The organism is Mycobacterium sp. GA-1285 (genome assembly GCF_001499905.1).
In the GTDB taxonomy this organism is placed as follows: Bacteria; Actinomycetota; Actinomycetes; order Mycobacteriales; family Mycobacteriaceae; genus Mycobacterium.
The window spans coordinates 74,148-92,967 of sequence record NZ_LQIS01000052.1; the positions used below are offsets into that span (position 1 = coordinate 74,148).

Annotated in this window: 15 protein-coding genes and 1 pseudogene; 11 read left to right on the forward strand and 5 right to left on the reverse strand. The window is 67.7% G+C overall.

Annotation, left to right across the window (positions count from 1 at the left end; genetic code table 11):
• Positions 1–20 precede the first annotated feature (20 nt).
• Entirely contained in the window at positions 21–830 is an 810-nt protein-coding gene (gene inhA, locus AU193_RS19055) for an NADH-dependent enoyl-ACP reductase InhA (RefSeq protein ID WP_064423933.1), read from the forward strand.
• Positions 827–1,838: pseudogene (locus tag AU193_RS19060) on the forward strand (ferrochelatase); the annotation flags it as partial. The gene inhA and the pseudogene AU193_RS19060, both read left to right, overlap by 4 nt.
• Here AU193_RS19060 and AU193_RS19065 read toward each other — a convergent pair.
• Entirely contained in the window at positions 1,813–2,661 is an 849-nt protein-coding gene (locus AU193_RS19065) for a hypothetical protein (RefSeq protein WP_064423935.1), read from the reverse strand. The pseudogene AU193_RS19060 and the gene AU193_RS19065 sit on opposite strands and share 26 nt — an antisense overlap.
• A 60-nt stretch (positions 2,662–2,721) precedes the next feature.
• Here AU193_RS19065 and AU193_RS19070 point away from each other — a divergent pair, with 60 nt between their 5' ends.
• The gene (locus AU193_RS19070; protein ID WP_064423936.1) at positions 2,722–3,153 is read left to right on the forward strand and encodes an NfeD family protein; all 432 of its coding nucleotides are present in this window, start codon (positions 2,722–2,724) and stop codon (positions 3,151–3,153) included.
• Between the two features lie 30 nt (positions 3,154–3,183).
• Positions 3,184–4,392, forward strand: a complete 1,209-nt coding sequence (locus tag AU193_RS19075; protein WP_064423937.1) for an SPFH domain-containing protein — start codon at positions 3,184–3,186, stop codon at positions 4,390–4,392.
• Positions 4,393–4,399: 7 nt separating this feature from the next.
• Here AU193_RS19075 and AU193_RS19080 read toward each other — a convergent pair whose 3' ends face one another.
• Positions 4,400–5,152 (reverse strand): TVP38/TMEM64 family protein, encoded by a 753-nt coding sequence (locus AU193_RS19080; RefSeq protein ID WP_064423938.1) that lies wholly within the window; start codon positions 5,150–5,152, stop codon positions 4,400–4,402.
• A 99-nt stretch (positions 5,153–5,251) separates the two neighbouring features.
• On the opposite strand from AU193_RS19080, the gene mutA reads away from it, so the two are divergent.
• From mutA to AU193_RS19100, 4 genes are read left to right on the forward strand one after another with little or no spacing between them, the layout of a single operon-like run.
• A complete protein-coding gene (mutA, locus tag AU193_RS19085; protein WP_064423939.1) occupies positions 5,252–7,069 on the forward strand; it encodes a methylmalonyl-CoA mutase small subunit in 1,818 nt (605 codons plus the stop codon).
• 31 nt (positions 7,070–7,100) lie between these two features.
• On the forward strand, positions 7,101–9,338 hold the full coding sequence (gene scpA / locus AU193_RS19090) for a methylmalonyl-CoA mutase (RefSeq protein WP_216637294.1): 2,238 nt from the start codon (positions 7,101–7,103) through the stop codon (positions 9,336–9,338).
• Entirely contained in the window at positions 9,339–10,340 is a 1,002-nt protein-coding gene (meaB, locus tag AU193_RS19095; RefSeq protein WP_064423941.1) for a methylmalonyl Co-A mutase-associated GTPase MeaB, read from the forward strand.
• Between the two features lie 47 nt (positions 10,341–10,387).
• Positions 10,388–11,662 carry a serine hydrolase domain-containing protein gene (locus AU193_RS19100; RefSeq protein ID WP_064423942.1) on the forward strand — a complete coding sequence of 425 codons (1,275 nt, stop codon included), beginning with the start codon at positions 10,388–10,390 and terminating at the stop codon, positions 11,660–11,662.
• A 19-nt stretch (positions 11,663–11,681) separates the two neighbouring features.
• Here the strand turns inward: AU193_RS19100 and AU193_RS19105 are convergent, their stop codons facing one another.
• A complete protein-coding gene (locus AU193_RS19105) occupies positions 11,682–12,419 on the reverse strand; it encodes a hypothetical protein (RefSeq protein WP_064423943.1) in 738 nt (245 codons plus the stop codon).
• A gap of 44 nt (positions 12,420–12,463) precedes the next feature.
• Positions 12,464–12,835: a hypothetical protein gene (locus AU193_RS19110; protein ID WP_064423944.1), complete on the reverse strand. Its 372-nt coding sequence runs from the start codon at positions 12,833–12,835 to the stop codon at positions 12,464–12,466.
• A gap of 136 nt (positions 12,836–12,971) precedes the next feature.
• Here AU193_RS19110 and AU193_RS19115 point away from each other — a divergent pair, with 136 nt between their 5' ends.
• The gene (locus AU193_RS19115; protein ID WP_064423945.1) at positions 12,972–13,616 is read left to right on the forward strand and encodes a hypothetical protein; all 645 of its coding nucleotides are present in this window, start codon (positions 12,972–12,974) and stop codon (positions 13,614–13,616) included.
• A gap of 271 nt (positions 13,617–13,887) precedes the next feature.
• Positions 13,888–17,061 carry an isoleucine--tRNA ligase gene (ileS, locus tag AU193_RS19120; protein ID WP_064423946.1) on the forward strand — a complete coding sequence of 1,058 codons (3,174 nt, stop codon included), beginning with the start codon at positions 13,888–13,890 and terminating at the stop codon, positions 17,059–17,061.
• A gap of 7 nt (positions 17,062–17,068) precedes the next feature.
• Here ileS and AU193_RS19125 read toward each other — a convergent pair whose 3' ends face one another.
• Positions 17,069–17,287 (reverse strand): RNA-binding S4 domain-containing protein, encoded by a 219-nt coding sequence (locus AU193_RS19125; RefSeq protein WP_064423947.1) that lies wholly within the window; start codon positions 17,285–17,287, stop codon positions 17,069–17,071.
• A 52-nt stretch (positions 17,288–17,339) separates the two neighbouring features.
• Between AU193_RS19125 and AU193_RS19130 the strand changes: the two genes are divergently transcribed.
• Positions 17,340–18,695, forward strand: coding sequence for a DNA polymerase IV (locus tag AU193_RS19130; RefSeq protein ID WP_371259247.1), 1,356 nt, complete (start codon positions 17,340–17,342; stop codon positions 18,693–18,695).
• Positions 18,696–18,820: the final 125 nt, after the last annotated feature.

Below are 18,820 nucleotides of genomic sequence, written 5' to 3' on the forward strand. Positions count from 1 at the left end.
CGAAAGAGAGGGACTTTCACATGACCGGTTTGCTCGAAGGCAAGCGCATCCTCGTGACGGGGATCATCACCGACTCGTCGATCGCGTTCCACATCGCCAAGGTCGCTCAGGAGGCCGGCGCGGAGTTGGTGTTGACCGGATTCGACCGGCTCAAGCTGATCCAGCGGATCGCCGACCGGTTGCCCAACCCTGCGCCGCTGTTGGAGCTCGACGTGCAGAACGACGAACACCTCGACACGCTGGCCGACCGCATCACCGAGGTGATCGGCGAGGGCAACAAGATCGACGGCGTGGTGCACTCGATCGGATTCATGCCGCAGTCGGGCATGGGCATCAACCCGTTCTTCGACGCGCCCTACGAGGACGTCTCCAAAGGCATTCACATCTCGGCCTATTCGTACGCCTCGCTCGCGAAGGCGACGCTGCCCATCATGAACCGTGGAGGCAGCATCGTCGGCATGGACTTCGACCCGACCCGCGCGATGCCCGCCTACAACTGGATGACCGTGGCCAAGAGCGCGCTCGAGTCGGTGAACCGCTTCGTCGCGCGCGAGGCCGGACCGTACGGCGTGCGCTCCAATCTCGTCGCCGCCGGACCGATCCGCACGCTCGCGATGAGCGCGATCGTCGGCGGCGTGCTCGGTGACGAAGTCAAGGATCAAATGCGGTTGCTCGAGGAGGGCTGGGATCAGCGCGCACCGGTCGGCTGGGACATGAAGGACCCGACGCCGGTCGCCAAGACCGTGTGCGCCCTGCTGTCGGACTGGCTGCCCGCCACCACCGGCACCGTGATCTACGCCGACGGCGGCGCCAGCACGCAGTTGCTGTGACCGAATTCGACGCCGTCCTGCTGCTCTCGTTCGGCGGGCCGGAGCGCCCCGAAGACGTGATCCCGTTCCTGGAGAACGTCACCCGCGGGCGCGGCATCCCGCGGGAGCGGTTGGTGGCGGTCGCCGAGCACTACCTGCATTTCGGCGGCGTCTCACCGATCAACGGCATCAACCGGGCGGTGATCGAGCGACTGCGCACCTACGTCGACGTGCCGGTGTACTTCGGCAACCGAAACTGGGAACCGTACGTCGAGGACACCGTGACCGCCATGCGCGACGAGGGGGTGCGTTGTGCGGCGGTGTTCACCACGTCCGCGTGGGGCGGTTACTCGAGTTGCACGCAGTACGTGGAGGACATCGCCAGGGCACGGCAGGCCGCGGGTGCCTCGGCCCCGCAACTCGTCAAACTGCGTCAATACTTCGACCATCCGCTGTTCGTGCAGATGTTCGCCGACGCGATCACGGCCGCAGCAAGGACGGTGCCGGACGACGCGCGGCTGGTGTTCACCGCGCACTCGATTCCACTGGCGGCCCGATCGCGCTGTGGCGCAGAGCTTTATGAACGCCAAGTGGCGTATGCCTCCGAGCTGGTGGCGGCCGCAGCCGGATACGGCGACTACGACCAGGTGTGGCAGTCGCGCTCCGGTCCGCCACAGGTACCGTGGCTGGAACCCGATGTCGGCGAACATCTTTCGTCACTCGCCGAGACTGGCACCACAGCTGTCATCGTCTGTCCGATCGGTTTCGTCGCCGACCACATCGAGGTGGTCTGGGACCTCGACCACGAACTACGCGAACAGGCTGAAGAAGCCGGTATAGCCTTCGCGAGGGCAGCGACGCCGACTGCCGATCTCGCTCGTGTCGCCGCCGAACTGCTCGGCGAGTTACGCGACGGACGGGCTCCTGATCGGATGCCCGGACCGAATCCGCCTCCGCTGCAGGGCTATTCGGTCGACGGCGCGCCGTGCACGCCGGCCTGCGGTTAGGCCCGCCAGGCCGAGTGCAGGACCGCGTCGACCGCGGCCAGTCGCGCCGAGCGCACCACGGTCGACAGCGGTCGCAGCGCGTCGTTGGCCATCTGCACCTCAGTGGAGCTGTGCAGCCCGATCGGTATGAGCCCGGCGCTGACCGAGATGATCGCGTCGACGTGCGCGGCGTTCTCCAGCACGCGCACCGCCCGGTTGGGCGCGTGACCGGGAAGACGGTGCATGCGATTCGATTCCAGCACCTGCTCGACGAGACCGCGGGGATCCTCCACATCGATCTCCGCCGCGCCGGCGCGCAGTGCCCCGAGCGCGTCAGCCGCCGAGCGGACCGCCGACCGGAGCGCGTACTCGGCCTCTGCGAGGTCGACGTGTCCAGCGGGCGTGGACACTTGGGGTATCGAGTACACGGTCCACGACAACCCGCAGGGGTCGCGGTCGAACTCGTCGTCGTCCTCGAACTCGTCGTACTCGAAGTCCGGCACCAGGCCGATCGACCCCAGACCGGAGACGACGATGGCCTCGCCCGCGGTCACCGCGTCGCGCTGGAACTGCGTGCCGGCGGGTAGGCCCCGAACGTCGCCGGGGACCGGCAGCGCCAGGCCGATCGGCGGTTCCGTCACACCGGGACCGGCGGCCGTGCGCAGCGTCTGCAGTAGCGACACCGCGCCCGTATCCACCAGATCGGGCCAGGGCAAGCCGGTCGCGCCGGCCGCCACCGAATCGTAAGCGGTTACGGAATGCTTTGGCGCCCAATGTGATAGCGCGTCAAGTACATCGTCGGGCGCGGCCGCGCCCGCCAACCAGGCATTGGCCCACACCGACAGCGAAACACTGGGACACCACATGATGTTCGCAGTGTAGTTGTTACACCCGCAGCCGGTCGGACACGACGATAGGGTGGTGTCATGCCCGCTGCGCTGATCTGGTTAATTGCCGCGCTGGCGCTCGCCGGTGCCGAAGCACTGACCGGCGACCTGTTCCTGCTCATGCTCGGCGGCGGGGCGCTGGCCGCCGCCGGGTCGAGCCTGATCTTCGACGACCTGTGGGTCCACGGCGCGGTGTTCGCCGTCGTGTCGATCCTGTTGCTGGTGCTCGTGCGACCGGCGCTGCGCAGGCACTTTACGGCCGGTACCGGTCTGCCCGACCCGGCCAAGGCGCTCGAAGGCAAGAGCGCGCTGGTGCTCGACCGGGTGGCGCAGCACGAGGGACAGGTGAAGCTCGACGGCGAAGTCTGGACCGCGCGGCCACTCAACGAGACCGATGTCTACGAACCGGGGGACAAGGTGACCGTCGTGCACATCGACGGTGCCACCGCCGTCGTCCAGAAGCTCACCTAGAACACGCCAGGTACGAGGGAAGGAAACGTCATGGATGGTGCCGTCGCGGGCTTGGTGCTCGTGGCTGTGCTGGTGGTGTTCGCCGCCATCATCGTCGCGAAGTCGATCGCGCTGATACCGCAGGCCGAGGCCGCGGTGATCGAACGGCTCGGGCGCTACAGCAAGACCGTGTCCGGCCAGCTGACACTGCTGCTGCCGTTCATCGACCGGATCCGCGCCCGCGTCGACCTGCGCGAGCGGGTGGTGTCCTTCCCGCCGCAGCCGGTGATCACCGAAGACAACCTGACCGTGCAGATCGACACGGTGGTCTACTTCCAGGTGACCAACCCGCAGGCCGCCGTCTACCAGATCAGCAACTACATCGTCGGCGTCGAACAGCTGACCACGACCACCCTGCGCAACCTCGTCGGCGGGATGACGCTGGAGCAGACGCTGACCTCGCGCGACCAGATCAACACGGCGTTGCGCGGCGTGCTCGACGAGGCCACCAACCGGTGGGGGCTGCGGGTCGCGCGCGTCGAGCTGCGCAGCATCGACCCGCCACCGTCGATCCAGGATTCGATGGAAAAGCAGATGCGCGCCGACCGCGAGAAGCGCGCGATGATCCTGACCGCGGAAGGCAACCGGGAATCGGCCATCAAACAGGCCGAGGGCCAGAAGCAGGCACAGATCCTGGCCGCCGAGGGTGCCAAGCAGGCCGCGATCCTGGCCGCGGAGGCAGACCGCCAGTCGCGCATGCTGCGCGCCCAGGGCGAACGCGCCGCGGCCTACCTACAGGCACAGGGTCAGGCCAAGGCCATCGAGAAGACGTTCGCGGCCATCAAGGCGGGCCGGCCCACGCCGGAGATGCTGGCCTACCAGTACCTGCAGACCCTGCCCCAGATGGCCAAGGGCGAGGCGAACAAGGTGTGGCTGGTGCCCAGCGACTTCGGTTCGGCGCTACAGGGTTTCACCAAGCTGCTCGGCGCGCCGGGGGAGGACGGCGTGTTCCGCTACACCCCGTCGCCGGTCGACGACACGCCGGTCGCCACCGATGACGACGACGAGGTCGCCGACTGGTTCAACACCGAGACCGATCCCGAGATCGCCCGCGCCGTGGCGAAGGCCGAAGCCGAGGCGCGTACCTCGGTGGACAGCCCCGCGCCCATCAACGCGCCGCCGTCGTTCCCCGGGATCGGTCAGCAGACGAATCCTGCGCCGCAGGAGCGCGAGCCCGGCGGCGGGGCGCACTCCCGCTGACCGCGAGCTATCTCGGCACGCGTACGGGCTGATCGACGGCGGCCTCGGTCGCGATGATCCGCTCGCGCTGATGACGCCGGTGTACGCGGACCTCGTAGACCAGGCCGGCCACGCCCAGACTGGCCGTGCAGAACGAGATGAGTACGAGCAGCGGACTGACGTTGCCGGTGAGCGCGTCGCCGAGGATCACCACCGCCGACGTACCGGGCACCAACCCCACCAGGGTGGCCAGCGTGTACGGCAGCAGGCGCACCGACGACACGCCTGCCGCGTAGTTGAGCACGGCGAACGGGACGGCGGGAATCAGCCGCATCGACACCACCGTCGGCCAACCACGTTCGCGCAGCCGCGCGTTGAGGGATCCGATCCGCGGATGGCGCACCACCCGGTCCAGTTGCAGTCCGACGGCCCGGACGAGCAGCACCGCGACGACCGCGCTGATCGTCGCCGCCGTCACCGCCAGTGGGATGCCCAGCACCGGGCCGAAGAGCAGACCCGCCGCGAGTGTGAATGCCGTGCGGGGAAACGGAAACACCGTCACCACGATGTGGGCGGCCAGAAACGCCAACGGAAACCACGGCCCGACCGAGGTGGCCCAGTCGCGCAACTGCACGGCGGTCGGCACGGGAACCAGCAACGCGACTGCGACGAGAATCACAATCGCCGCCACGGACGCGACGAGACGGGCTCGGGAGACGCTCGAAAGTGTCGCGACCACCGCGCCGCGAACCGCGCGCAGGGTGCTGACGACGGAGTTCACGTCTACCAAGACTACGGAACTGCGGCCCGAGTCACCTGTTCGAGACGCCGCGAGTCGACCGACCGGCAGACACCGGTGTGACTGCGATCATTTAGCCTGATGATCGTGCAGAAACCCACTGTGGTCGAGGCCGATCGCGAGAGCTGGCGCTCAGCGGTTGCCGCGGTGCTGGCAAAGAGCACCCGGCGGGATCCCGCCGATCTGCCCGCCGAACCCGAGCGACTGCTGGATTCGCCCACCTACGACGGCTTCGCGATCCGTCCGCTGTACACCAGCGCCGATGAGCTGCCCGAACCGCCGCTACCCGGGCACTGGCCGTTCGTGCGCGGGGGTGACGCACTGCGTGACGTCAAGGCCGGCTGGAAAGTCGCCGAGGCGTTTCCGGCGAACGGGCCCGGCAGCGTGGCCGAACACAACGGCGCGGTGTTGCTCAGCCTCACCGAGGGGGTCGGCGCGCTCGTCATCCGCGTCGGCGCACCCGCGGGCGTCGCCGCCACCGAGCTGAACCGGCTGTTCGACGGCGTCTTCCTCGACCTCGTTCCGGTGCTCTTCGAGATCGCCGGGCCGGATTACGTTTCGGCCGCCGACGCGGTGCTCGGATTGCTGAGCGATCTCGACGCCGAGCAGCGCTCCCGGCTGTCGGTGGACCTCGGCGCCGACCCCTTGACCGCACCGCTGAGCGGGCGCGTCGCTCCTGAGACCGCCGACGTCGTGGCCACCGCGGCCAAACTCGGTGACTACGGCGGCCGCGTTCGCGCCATCACCGTCGACGGCGCCGCGTTCCACAATCTCGGCGCCAACGCGTCCTGGGAGCTGGCGGGCCTGCTGTCCGCAGGCGTGAGCTATCTTCGGCAGCTCGGCGAGGGCGGTATCGGTGCCCCGGATGCGTTGCGGCAGATCATCTTCCGCATCGCCGCCGACGACGACCAGTTCATGACGATCGCGAAGCTGCGGGCCGCGCGCCTGCTGTGGGCCAGGGTCGCCGAGGTCGTCGGGGCGCCGGAGCACGGAGCCGCCACCCTGCACGCCGTGACGTCGCTGGCGATGATGTCCAAGCGCGATCCGTGGGTGAACATGCTGCGCACCACGGTGGCCGCCTTCTCCGCCGGTGTCGGCGGGGCGGACACCATCGAGGTCCACCCGTTCGACGTCGCGATTCCCGGCGGCTTCCCGGGAACGGCCCCGAGCTTTGCGCGCCGGATGGCGCGCAACACGCAACTGCTGTTGCTCGAGGAATCGCACCTGGGCCGCGTGCTCGACCCGGCGGCGGGCTCCTGGCATGTCGAGGACCTGACCGAGCAACTCGCCGAGCAGGCCTGGAAACACTTCCAGGGCGTTGAATCCCGCGGGGGGTTCGAACAAGCCCGTGACCACGTCGCGGCCCAGATCGCCGAGGTGGCCCAGCGGCGCGCCGAGGACATCGCGCACCGGCGGACAGCGTTGACGGGGGTGAACGAGTTTCCCAATATCGCCGAACCCATACTGCCGCAGGGTGATTCGCTGCCGACGGTCACTCGCTATGCGGCGGGCTTCGAGGCGTTGCGGGACCGCTCCGACGCATTCCTCGAAAAGACCGGAGCCAGGCCGAAAGTGCTGCTGCTGCCGCTCGGACCGCTCGCGGAACACAATGTGCGCATTACCTTCGCGACGAACCTGCTCGCGTCGGGCGGCATCGAAGCCGTGGCCGATGCGGACGAGACACCGCCGATCGCCGTGATCTGCGGCACCGACGCCCGCTACGGCGAGGAAGCCTCGGCCGCAATCGAATCGGCACGTGCGGCGGGCGTATCGCATGTGCTGCTCGCCGGACCGGAAAAGGCCGTCGCGGAATCCGATTCGAAACCGGACGGCTACCTGACCGCGAAGATCGACGCGGTCGCCACGTTGTCGGACCTGCTCACCAGATTGGGGGCCTGAGGTGACTGCCACGGCTGGGGTCGGAAAGACCATCGGGAGCTTCGCCGAGGTCCCGCTGCACGGCGACAAGCGTGCGGAGGCACCGACCGAGGCGGCGGTCGCCGCCCACGTCGAGGCGGCCGCCGCGACGCACGGGTACGGCGCCGACCAGGTGGACTGGGTGACGCCGGAGGGCATCGACGTCAAACCCGTCTACATCGGCGCCGACCGCGACGCCGCCGTCGCCGCGGGCTATCCGCTCGACACCTTCCCGGGTCAACCGCCCTTCGTGCGGGGCCCGTACCCCACGATGTACGTCAACCAGCCGTGGACCATCCGGCAGTACGCGGGCTTCTCCACCGCCGCGGAGTCCAACGCGTTCTACCGGCGCAACCTGGCCGCGGGTCAGAAGGGCCTCTCCGTGGCGTTCGATCTGGCCACTCACCGCGGTTACGACTCGGACCACCCGCGCGTCCAGGGTGACGTCGGGATGGCAGGCGTGGCAATCGATTCCATCCTCGACATGCGTCAGCTGTTCGACGGCATCGACCTGTCCTCGGTGTCGGTGTCGATGACGATGAACGGCGCCGTGCTGCCCATCCTCGCGCTGTACGTCGTCGCCGCAGAAGAGCAGGGCGTACCGCCGGAGAAGCTGGCCGGGACCATCCAGAACGACATCCTCAAAGAGTTCATGGTCCGCAACACCTACATCTACCCGCCGCAGGCGTCGATGCGGATCATCTCCGATATCTTCGGCTACACCAGCGCCAAGATGCCGAAGTTCAACTCCATCTCGATCTCGGGCTACCACATCCAGGAAGCCGGTGCGACAGCCGATCTCGAGCTCGCCTACACGCTGGCCGACGGTGTCGAGTACATAAAGGCGGGCCTCGAGGCCGGGCTCGACGTCGACAAGTTCGCGCCGCGGCTGTCGTTCTTCTGGGGCATCGGCATGAACTTCTTCATGGAGGTCGCCAAGCTGCGGGCGGGCCGGCTCCTCTGGAGCGAGCTGGTCGCCGAGTTCAACCCGAAGAACCCCAAATCGCTTTCCCTGCGGACTCATTCGCAGACCTCGGGGTGGTCGTTGACCGCGCAGGATCCGTTCAACAACGTCGCGCGCACGTGTATCGAGGCGATGGCCGCGACGCAGGGGCACACCCAGTCGTTGCATACGAACGCGCTCGACGAGGCGCTGGCGCTGCCGACCGACTTCTCGGCACGCATCGCCCGCAACACGCAGTTGGTGCTGCAGCAGGAGTCGGGCACCACGCGGCCGATCGACCCGTGGGGCGGTTCCTATTACGTCGAGTGGCTGACCCACCAACTGGCCACCGCAGCGCGGATGCACATCGGCGAGGTCGTCGAGCACGGCGGGATGGCCCAGGCGATCTCCGACGGCATCCCGAAACTGCGCATCGAGGAGGCAGCCGCGCGCACGCAGGCGCGGATCGACTCCGGCCAGCAGACGGTCATCGGCGTCAACAAGTACCAGGTCGACGAGGACCACGAAGTCGAGGTGCTCAAGGTCGAGAACAGCCGGGTGCGCGCCGAGCAACTCGCCAAACTCGAGCAGCTGCGGGCCGACCGAGATCAGGCCGAGGTCGACGCCGCGCTGGCCGAGCTCAGCCGGGCGGCGGGCACCCGCGAGCAGGCGGGCGCGGACGGGCTCGGCAACAACCTTCTCGCGCTGGCGATCAACGCCGCCCGGGCCAAGGCAACCGTCGGCGAGATCTCCGATGCGCTCGAGCGGGTCTACGGGCGCCACGTTGCCGAGATCCGTACCATCGCCGGCGTCTACCGCGACGAGATGGGGGGTAAGGGGGTCAGCAACATCACGCAAGCCACCGACCTCGTGCAGAAGTTCGCCGAGGCCGACGGTCGCCAGCCGCGCATCCTCATCGCGAAGATGGGCCAGGACGGCCACGACCGCGGACAGAAGGTGATCGCGACCGCATTCGCCGACATCGGCTTCGACGTCGATGTCGGATCGCTGTTCTCCACCCCGGAGGAGGTCGCCCGGCAGGCTGCCGACAACGACGTGCATGTGGTCGGGGTCTCCTCGCTCGCGGCAGGGCACCTGACCCTGGTGCCGGCGCTGCGCGAAGCGCTCGCCGAGGTCGGCCGGCCCGACATCATGATCGTGGTCGGTGGCGTCATCCCGCCCGGCGACTTCGACGAGCTCTATGCCGCCGGGGCCACCGCGATCTTCCCCCCCGGCACGGTGATCGCCGACGCGGCGGTCGGCCTGCTGCACAAGCTGGCCGAGCGGCTGGGCTACCGCCTCGACTAGATGGCAGACACGATCGCCGACCTCGCGTCCGCAGTGGCGGACGGTGACCGCGCCGCCTTGGCGAGAGCCATCACGCTGGTGGAGTCGACCCGCGGCGACCACCGCGAGCAGGCGCAGGAACTGCTGCTGAAGCTGACCTCGCACGCGGGCAGCTCCCTGCGCGTCGGGATCACCGGGGTGCCCGGCGTCGGCAAGTCGACGGCGATCGAGGCGCTCGGCATGTACCTGATCAACCAGGGGCACCGAGTCGCGGTGCTGGCCGTCGACCCGTCCTCGACAAGGACCCGGGGCTCGATCCTCGGCGACAAGACCCGCATGGCGCAGCTGGCCGTGCAACCTGACGCCTACATCCGCCCATCGCCCACCTCGGGCACGTTGGGCGGCGTCGCCAAGGCGACCCGCGAGACGATCGTGTTGCTGGAGGCGGCCGGTTTCGACGTGGTCCTCGTCGAGACCGTCGGCGTGGGGCAGTCCGAGGTGACGGTCGCCAACATGGTCGACACCTTCGTGTTCCTCACGCTCGCGCGCACCGGCGACCAGCTGCAGGGCATCAAGAAGGGGGTTCTCGAACTCGCCGACGTCGTCGTGGTCAACAAGGCCGACGGTGAGCACGCGATCGAGGCCAAGCGGGCGGCCCGCGAGCTCGCCGGCGCCATCCGTCTCATCTATCCCCGCGAAACCCTCTGGCGTCCACCGGTTCTCACGATGAGCGCGCTGGAGGGGACGGGTCTCGAGGAGCTGTGGGCGACGGTGCTCAAACACCGCGACGTGCTCACCGAGGCGGGGGAGTTCGAGAGCCGCAGGCGAGCCCAGCAAGTTGAGTGGACGTGGGCGATGGTGCGGGATTCGGTCCTCGACCGGGTGCTGTCGAACCCGAACGTGAGGCGGATTCGCGCCGAGATCGAACGCCAGGTGCGTGACGGCGATCTGACCCCCGCGCTTGCTGCGCAGCGGCTGCTCGACGTTTCTGACATGCGAGAACCTAACAAAGCTAACGAATAGGTAACGGCAGGTTTATTTGCCGGGCTTACGAGTAAATTAAATAAATTGTGACGGGTGTCAACAAACGGGAGCGCAGTGCCGCGCTTCCGCACGGTGTCCAGGGCGCCGCGGATTCGAACTTCGCCTGCACCCTGCGTGGTTTCTCGCGACTGTTTCCCGGCCGTCGGTACGGTGGTGGCGCCTTGTCGATCTACCTGCACGGTGAACCCGTCGTCGACGTGTGGACCGGCTACTCGGATCGCCGTGGCACCGAGTACTGGAACGCCGATACCGGTGCGATGGTCTTCTCGGTCACCAAGGGGATGGCATCGACGGTCATCCACCGCCTCGCCGACCGCGGCCTGATCGACTATGACGCGCCGGTCGCCGAGTACTGGCCGGAGTTCGGGGCCAAGGGCAAGGCCAGGATCACCGTGCGTGACGTGATGCAGCACCGGGCCGGGCTTTCGCACCTCAACGGCTGCACCAAGGCCCAGCTGCTCGATCATCGCGTGATGGAGGAGCGGGTCGCCGCCGCGCCGGTCAACAAGTTGTTGCACGGCCATCAGGCCTACCACGCACTGACCTATGGGTGGCTGATGTCCGGGCTGGGCCGCGCGATCACCGGTAAGGGCATGCGCGACCTGATCCGCGAGGAGCTGGCCGAGCCGCTCGACACCGACGGACTGCACCTGGGCCGGCCGCCGGTCGACGCGCCGACCCGCGCCGCACAGATCCTCGCGCCGCAGGGCGCGATGGCCAACCCGGTCTTCAACTTCGTCGCCCCGCGGGTGGCGGCGCTCGGGGTGTCGGGGATGTTCGGCTCGATGTACTTTCCCGGCATGAAGTCGGTGGTCCAGGGCGACACGCCGTTCCTGGACGCCGAGATCCCGGCCGCCAACGGTGTCGCCACCGCCAGGAGCCTGGCCAAGATGTACGGCGCGATCGCCAACGGTGGCCGCATCGAGGGCAAGCAGTTCCTGTCCGAGGAGCGGGTCGCGGCGCTGACCGGCCGGGCGAGCTACTGGCCGGACCGCAACATCTTCCTGCCGTTGAGTTTCAATCTCGGCTACCACTCACTGCCGGTGCCGCCGGGTGTGATGCCTGGGTTCGGCCATGCCGGCCTCGCCGGGTCGGTCGGGTGGGCCGATCCCGGCAGCGGGTTGGCCTTCGGCTTCGTGCACAACCGACTGCTGACGCGGATGGTGCTCGACCAGGCCACGTTCGCCGGGTTGGGTGTGTTGATCCGGCGCGACGCAGCGCGGGCGCGCAGGCGTGGCTATCAGACGGTGCCCGACCTGGGCGCGCCGTTCTCCAGCGTGTCGCGGCCGGTCGCGGGTTAGCGCTCGATCACCGGCTGGGTCATCCGGAAGCGTTGCTGAACCACTTCGTCTTCTGCCGCCAGGACTCGGCCGAGGTCAGCGCGAAACCGGCACCGCACATGCAGGCGAACACCCAGACCAGGGTCGTGCCGCCGTCGTGTTGCTGCAGCGCGGGGATGTAGGCGGTCAGCAGCCGCACGACGCACGCGGCGATGCCGGCCGCGGACGAGATCAGATAGACGTTGGCGATCTTGCGCGACCGCGGATCCCTGCGCAGCACCAACAGGGCCCGGCTGCCGTACCCGAGCAGATAGATCAGGATGCCGCACAGGATCAGCCAGTAGGTGTTGAGCCAGAAGTCGGTGGGCACCTGGAAGAAGTCCGGCTTGTAGATGTGCGCACCGTTTCCGAGTGAGAACGTGACCAGCAGCAGCGGGATGCACAGTGTGGCCGGAACCTCGACGTACTGCTTGAACGACCTCTGGAGCAGGTGGTCATCCTGCAGGCGGCCGAGGGCGTTGTAGACGACGGCTGACGCGGCGACGATGTAGCAATCGTGGCCGATGAAATCTTCGAGGTTCCATTTCCCGGTCAGCGCGTGCAGCGCCACCCCGAGCGTTTCCGAGGCCCAGGGGGACATCAGCAGCACCGCCATGCCCTGCAGTGCGATGTTGAGGGTGGCTGCGACTTCCCAACGAGAGGACCAGGTGACGCGGCGAATCCACAGGCTCCACGCGATACAGCAAAGCGTGATTGCGATCATTGTCGCCAAAGCCATGAGGGTGCCTTCGGAGCCGCCGTGGTACTCAGCAAAGTGTACGGCTAAAGGGGCGGGGCGTCACTCCGCGGTCGAAGTTCGGAGAGTCGAGGAATTCGGGTGCGCGCCTTGGTCGATTCCCGCACGGCTGTCTGGCCGGGACCGCCGGTGCGCTCGAGATATTCGACGTAACTGAGCACCTCTTGCCTGGTCATCAGGCCGAACCTGATCTGCAGGTCAGGGTAGTTCAGGCCGAAGCGGTCCGCGACCCGCCGCAGCTCCTCGGCGTCTGGGTAGTCCGGCTCTTTGATCCGGCGGTAGTACGTGCTGCTGGACGTGCCCAGCGCGTCGTAGATGTCCTTGGCCTCGATGTCCCCGTCGAGCAGGTAGTCGAGCAGCGCCTTGAGTTGTCTGCCGTTCTCGTCTGTCCGAGGCACTTGTCCACTGTAAACCAACGTCCCGGGTTTGGGCAGTGCGGTCCGCAAACTGGAGGTGTTTGCCTATATTGACACTGGCGTCACAGTTTTGGGAGGTCTCTCCCGTTTTTGGGACACCTGGGCTATCTTTGGTCGCATGGTTGCTCCTTACCTGGCTCCGCCGACTGAGGTCGCGCGCCCGCTCGGCGAGTTTGCTACGGCAACGGTCCGCATCGCGGACTACGACGCTGCGGACACGGGTGTCACCGCCAGCATGGTCAAAGTGTCGACCCCTGCAAGCGATGAGCTGACGGCCGAACTCGACGGTGCCACAGGATGTCTCGGGCTGCCGGCTGACGAGATCCTGGTGGCCGCGTTGAGCAGGACCATCGCCCGCACGCTCGGTGAGGGCCTGGTCCCTGTCGACATCGCCAGCCACCGCGGCTCTCTGCTCGATGCCGTACCCCTGGTGTGCGTGGCGGCGCAGCACGCGAGCGCCACCGACGTGCTGGCCTCCGTGCACCAGACGCTGGCCGCGGCGTCGGAGCGCGAGGTGGCCGCGTCGCCGGAGGTGTACTTCAACTACATCGGCGAACTCCCGTCGGACACGATGCCGGTTCAGGAGACGCCGCCGGGCCTCGGCCACGCCTTGGAGGTGCGCGTCTACCGCGCCGGTGGTGACGTACGGATCGACTGGTGGTACGACACCAGTCGGTTCGAGCACTACACGATCGAGGAGTTGTCCGAACAGTTCCCGCTCGCGCTCGTCGAGATGACATCGGACGCGCTGCCCCCCAACTGACTCGGTACGATCGACGTCAACGGCTTGGATCCGGCCATCACCGGGGAGCCTTCGGAAGAACAGTTCGGCACCACTTCCTGCAGGCGGTCCGAGCCCAGTAGAACCGAACGGGTGGGCCCGTCAACGCCCTAAGTGAGCGGCGCACATCTGCGGGTAGAAGTGCGCAAGCGGGGTGGTACCGCGGCGCTCGCGCACCGGCGCGACGTCGTCCCCGTGCCTTGACGAACACCTGAGGCTTCCCGAGCCGGAAGCCGCATGAGGCACAGGAGCTATGACCGCTTACCCGAAGCCGGCCGCTGGGGCGCCCAGATTCCCCGCGCTGGAAGTCGAGGTCCTGGTGTACTGGGACCGCGACGACACCTTCCGCGCCAGCATCGCGCGCCGCGACGGCGCCCCCGAGTACGTCTTCTACGACGGCCCGCCGTTCGCCAACGGGCTGCCGCACTACGGGCACCTGCTCACCGGTTACGTCAAGGACATCGTGCCGCGGTATCGCACCATGCGCGGCTACAAGGTGGAGCGCAGGTTCGGCTGGGACACCCACGGCCTGCCCGCCGAACTCGAGGTGCAGCGCCAGCTCGGCATCACCGACAAGGCGCAGATCGAGGAAATGGGCATCGAGAAGTTCAACGACGCCTGCCGAGCCTCGGTGCTCAAGTACACCAACGAATGGCGTGCCTACGTGACCCGGCAGGCCCGTTGGGTGGATTTCGACAACGACTACAAGACCCTCGAGCCCGACTTCATGGAGTCGGTGATCTGGGCCTTCAAACAGTTGTGGGACAAGGGCCTTGCCTACGAGGGCAACCGGGTGTTGCCGTATTGCTGGAACGACGAGACACCGTTGTCCAGCCACGAACTGCGTATGGACGACGACGTCTACCAGAGCCGTCAGGACCCCGCGATCACGGTGGGCTTTCGGATCAGCGGGTGCCCGCACGCCGATCTCGAGGGTGCCTACCTGTTGATCTGGACGACGACGCCGTGGACTCTGCCGTCCAACCAGGCCGTCGCGGTGCACCCCGACGTGGTCTACGTGCAGGTGCAGGGCGGCGATGGACGTCGATACGTGTTGGCCGAGGCCCGGGTCGCGGCCTATGCCCGTGAACTCGGCGATGAGCCGGCGGTTCTGGGCGCCTACTCCGGTCGCGAGCTGCTCGAGACCCGCTATCTGCCGCCGTTCCCGTACTTCTCCGATGCGCCCCGGTCGTTCCGCGTGCTGCCCGCGGACTTCGTCAGCACCGAGGACGGCACCGGCATCGTGCACATGTCGCCGGCCTACGGCGAAGACGACATGCTCACCGCGCAGGCCGCGGGCATCGAGGCCGTCACCCCGGTTGACTCCAAGGGGAGGTTCGACGCCACCGTCCCCGACTACGCCGGACAGCACGTCTTCGACGCCAACCCGCAGATCATCCGCGACCTGAAGAACAAGACCGGACCCGCGGCCCCGCACGGCGCGGTGTTGTTGCGCCATGAGACCTACGAGCACTCCTATCCACACTGCTGGCGGTGCCGCAATCCGCTGATCTATCGGGCCGTGTCGTCCTGGTTCATCAAGGTCACCGAATTCCGCGATCGCATGGTCGAGCTGAACCAGCAGATCACCTGGTACCCCGAACACGTCAAGGACGGACAGTTCGGCAAGTGGCTGGCCGGGGCCCGAGACTGGTCGATCTCCCGAAACCGGTACTGGGGCACCCCGATTCCGGTGTGGAAATCCGACGACCCGACATATCCGCGCATCGACGTCTATGGCAGCCTCGACGAGCTCGAACGTGAATTCGGGGTGCGGCCCACCGATCTGCACCGGCCCTACATCGACGAGCTCACCCGGCCAAACCCCGACGATCCGACCGGCCGCTCGACGATGCGCCGCATCGAGGACGTCTTCGACGTCTGGTTCGACTCGGGTTCCATGCCGTACGCGCAGGTGCATTACCCGTTCGAGAACGCCGAATGGTTCGACGGTGACGGCGGATCCGACCCCCACTTTCCCGGTGACTTCATCGTCGAATACATCGGGCAGACCCGCGGGTGGTTCTACACACTGCACATCCTGGCCACCGCGCTGTTCGACAAGCCCGCATTCAAAACCTGTGTGGCACACGGGATCGTGCTCGGCAATGACGGCCAGAAGATGAGCAAGTCGCTGCGCAACTACCCGGATGTGACGGAGGTTTTCGACCGCGACGGCTCCGATGCCATGCGGTGGTTCCTGATGGCCTCACCGATCCTGCGCGGCGGCAACCTGATCGTCACCGAACAGGGTATCCGCGAAGGTGTCCGGCAGGTGCTGCTGCCGCTGTGGAACGCCTACACCTTTCTGGCGTTGTACGCGCCGAAGAAGGGCACCTGGCGCACCGACTCCACGCATGTGCTGGACCGCTACATCCTGGCCAAGCTCGCCGTGCTGCGCGACGACCTCACCGCGTCGCTGGATGTCTGTGACATCTCCGGGGCCTGCGACGAGCTGCGGCAGTTCACCGAAGCGTTGACCAATTGGTATGTGCGACGGTCGCGTTCGCGGTTCTGGGAGGAGGATCCCGACGCGATCGACACCCTGCACACCGTGCTGGAGGTGACCGCCCGGCTGGCCGCTCCGCTGATTCCGTTGATCACCGAGGTCATCTGGCGCGGGGTGACCGGTGAGCGTTCGGTGCACTTGACCGACTGGCCCGAGGCTGATCTGCTGCCCACCGACCCCGAGTTGGTCGCGACGATGGATCTTGTGCGCGAGGTGGCGTCGGCCGGGTCGTCGCTGCGCAAGGCCAAGAAACTGCGCGTGCGCCTGCCGCTACCCAAACTGACTGTCGCCGTTGATAATCCGCAGCGGCTCGAGCCGTTCACCGATTTGATCGCCGACGAGCTCAACGTCAAGGATGTCGAGCTCACCGACGACATCGACACCTACGGTCGGTTCGAGCTGACGGTCAACGCACGCGTCGCGGGCCCGCGGCTGGGCAAGGACGTGCAAGCGGCCATCAAAGCCGTCAAGGCGGGGGAGGCCGTCGTCAACGCCGACGGCACGCTGACCGCAGGACCGGCCGTGTTGCAGCCCGGTGAGTACAGCTCGCGGCTGGTCGCCGCCGAGCCGCGGGAGACGCAGCGCAGCGAAGCTCGACCCGAGAACACATACACCGCGGCGCTGTCCGACGGGGCCGGGCTTGTGGTGCTCGACGGCACGGTCACCGAGGAGCTGGAGGCCGAGGGCTGGGCGAAAGACCGCATTCGCGAACTGCAGGACCTGCGCAAGTCGACGGGACTGGACGTGTCCGACCGGATCACGGTCGTGATCTCGGTTCCGCCGGAACGCAAAGCCTGGGCCCGCACGCATCGCGACCTGATCGCGCGCGAGATCCTCGCCACGACATTCGAGTTCGGGGATCCGGCGGACGGCAGCGAGATCGGCGACGGTGTGAAGGTCGCGATCGCCAGGGCGTGATCGGACGCTAACCGTTGGTGATCACCGCGGTGCGCCCGGCGATCGAAACCTCGTCACCGACGCGGAGCTTCCTGCCGCGTCTGCGCTCGACCTCGTCATTGACGCTCACCAGACCGTTCGCGATGACGGCCTTGGCGTCGGCGCCGGAGTCGATCAGCCCGGCGAGCTTCAGGAACTGGCCGAGCCGGATGGTGCCGTCGGTGATCGCCACCTCATCCCTAGCCACCCCGCCAGGATGTCACGGCCCAATAGCATCTGCAGCTGTGGACGCTCGCTGGGTGCTGCACCTCGACATGGACGCATTCTTCGCGTCCGTCGAGCAGCTGACCCGTCCGACGCTGCGGGGGCGCCCGGTGCTGGTGGGTGGGCTCGGCGGGCGCGGTGTGGTTGCCGGGGCGAGCTACGAGTCCCGGGTGTACGGCGCCAGGTCGGCGATGCCGATGCACCTGGCCCGCAGGCTCGTCGGCGCCGCGGCGGTCGTCCTCCCGCCGCGGGGCATCGTCTATGGCGTGGCCAGCCGCCGGGTCTTCGAGACCGTGCGCGCGATGGTGCCGGTTCTCGAGCAGCTCTCATATGACGAGGCTTTCGGCGAGCCCACCGAACTCGCGGGCGCGTCCGCGGGTGAAGTCGAGGACTTCTGCCGGACGCTGCGCGCGCGGGTGCTCGAGGAGACCGGACTCGTCGCGTCGATCGGGGCGGGGTCAGGGAAACAACTCGCCAAGATCGCGTCCGGGTTGGCCAAACCCGACGGGATGCGGGTGGTTCGCCGCGAGGAGGAACGTGCGCTGCTCGACGGCCTGCCGGTGCGGCGGTTGTGGGGAATCGGACCCGTGGCCGGTGAGAAGCTGCACCGGCTCGGCATCGAGACCATCGGCGCCTTCGCGGCGCTGAGCGAGGCCGAGGCCGCCGACATCCTCGGCGGCACCGTGGGACCGGCGCTGCACCGGCTCGCCCGCGGCATCGACGACCGGCCGGTCGCCGAGAACGCGCCCGCCAAACAGATCAGCGCGGAATCGACCTTCCCCGAAGACCTCATCACCCTCGACCAGCTTCGCGAAGCGATGGGCCCGATCGGTGAGCACGCCCACCGGCGCCTGGAGAAGGACGGCCGCGGCGCGCGCACCGTCACCGTGAAGCTGAAGAAATCCGACATGAGCACTCTCACCCGCTCGGCGACCCTGCCGTACGCCACCACCGACGCGGCCACCCTGATCGCCACCGCGCGCCGGCTGCTGCTCGACCCCGTCGAAGTGGGCCCGATCCGCCTTCTGGGCGTTGGATTCTCGGGGCTCTCCGACGTTCGCCAGGAGTCGTTGTTCCCGGACTTGGAGCTGATGGCGACCGACGACGACGTCACGCATACAGGGCTGCCGCCCACCGTCACCGATCTCGCCGCGACCGCACCCGCCTGGCGCGTCGGCGACGACGTCACCCATCCGGACTTCGGACACGGCTGGATCCAGGGCGCCGGGCACGGGGTGATGACGGTCCGGTTCGAGACCAGGACCACCGGTCCCGGACAAGCGCGCACCTTTCCTGTCGACACGCCCGGTATCGAGCGAGCGAACCCCGTCGATTCCCTCGACTGGCCGGAATACATCGCGGAATTGGCGCGCTACCAGAGCAGCCCGTGAACCGCTGCCAGGCGCGCACGGTCGCGACTACGAGGTATGCCGGACGAACCGGTGAGCACCACCGGCGCGGTGCCGCGATAGGTCATTTCCAGCGACAGCGCCGTCTCCTCCAGGCGGACGTCGGT

Excerpts from the sequence above, each read along its gene's own strand:
- AU193_RS19070 (WP_064423936.1), top strand. The coding sequence starts at position 2,722 with ATGCCCGCTGCGCTGATCTGGTTAATTGCCGCGCTGGCGCTCGCCGGT.
- AU193_RS19065 (WP_064423935.1), bottom strand. The coding sequence starts at position 2,661 with ATGTGGTGTCCCAGTGTTTCGCTGTCGGTGTGGGCCAATGCCTGGTTG.
- AU193_RS19115 (WP_064423945.1), top strand. The coding sequence starts at position 12,972 with ATGGTTGCTCCTTACCTGGCTCCGCCGACTGAGGTCGCGCGCCCGCTC.
- inhA (WP_064423933.1), top strand. The coding sequence starts at position 21 with ATGACCGGTTTGCTCGAAGGCAAGCGCATCCTCGTGACGGGGATCATC.
- AU193_RS19075 (WP_064423937.1), top strand. The coding sequence starts at position 3,184 with ATGGATGGTGCCGTCGCGGGCTTGGTGCTCGTGGCTGTGCTGGTGGTG.
- ileS (WP_064423946.1), top strand. The coding sequence starts at position 13,888 with ATGACCGCTTACCCGAAGCCGGCCGCTGGGGCGCCCAGATTCCCCGCG.
- meaB (WP_064423941.1), top strand. The coding sequence starts at position 9,339 with ATGGCAGACACGATCGCCGACCTCGCGTCCGCAGTGGCGGACGGTGAC.
- mutA (WP_064423939.1), top strand. The coding sequence starts at position 5,252 with ATGATCGTGCAGAAACCCACTGTGGTCGAGGCCGATCGCGAGAGCTGG.
- AU193_RS19105 (WP_064423943.1), bottom strand. The coding sequence starts at position 12,419 with ATGGCTTTGGCGACAATGATCGCAATCACGCTTTGCTGTATCGCGTGG.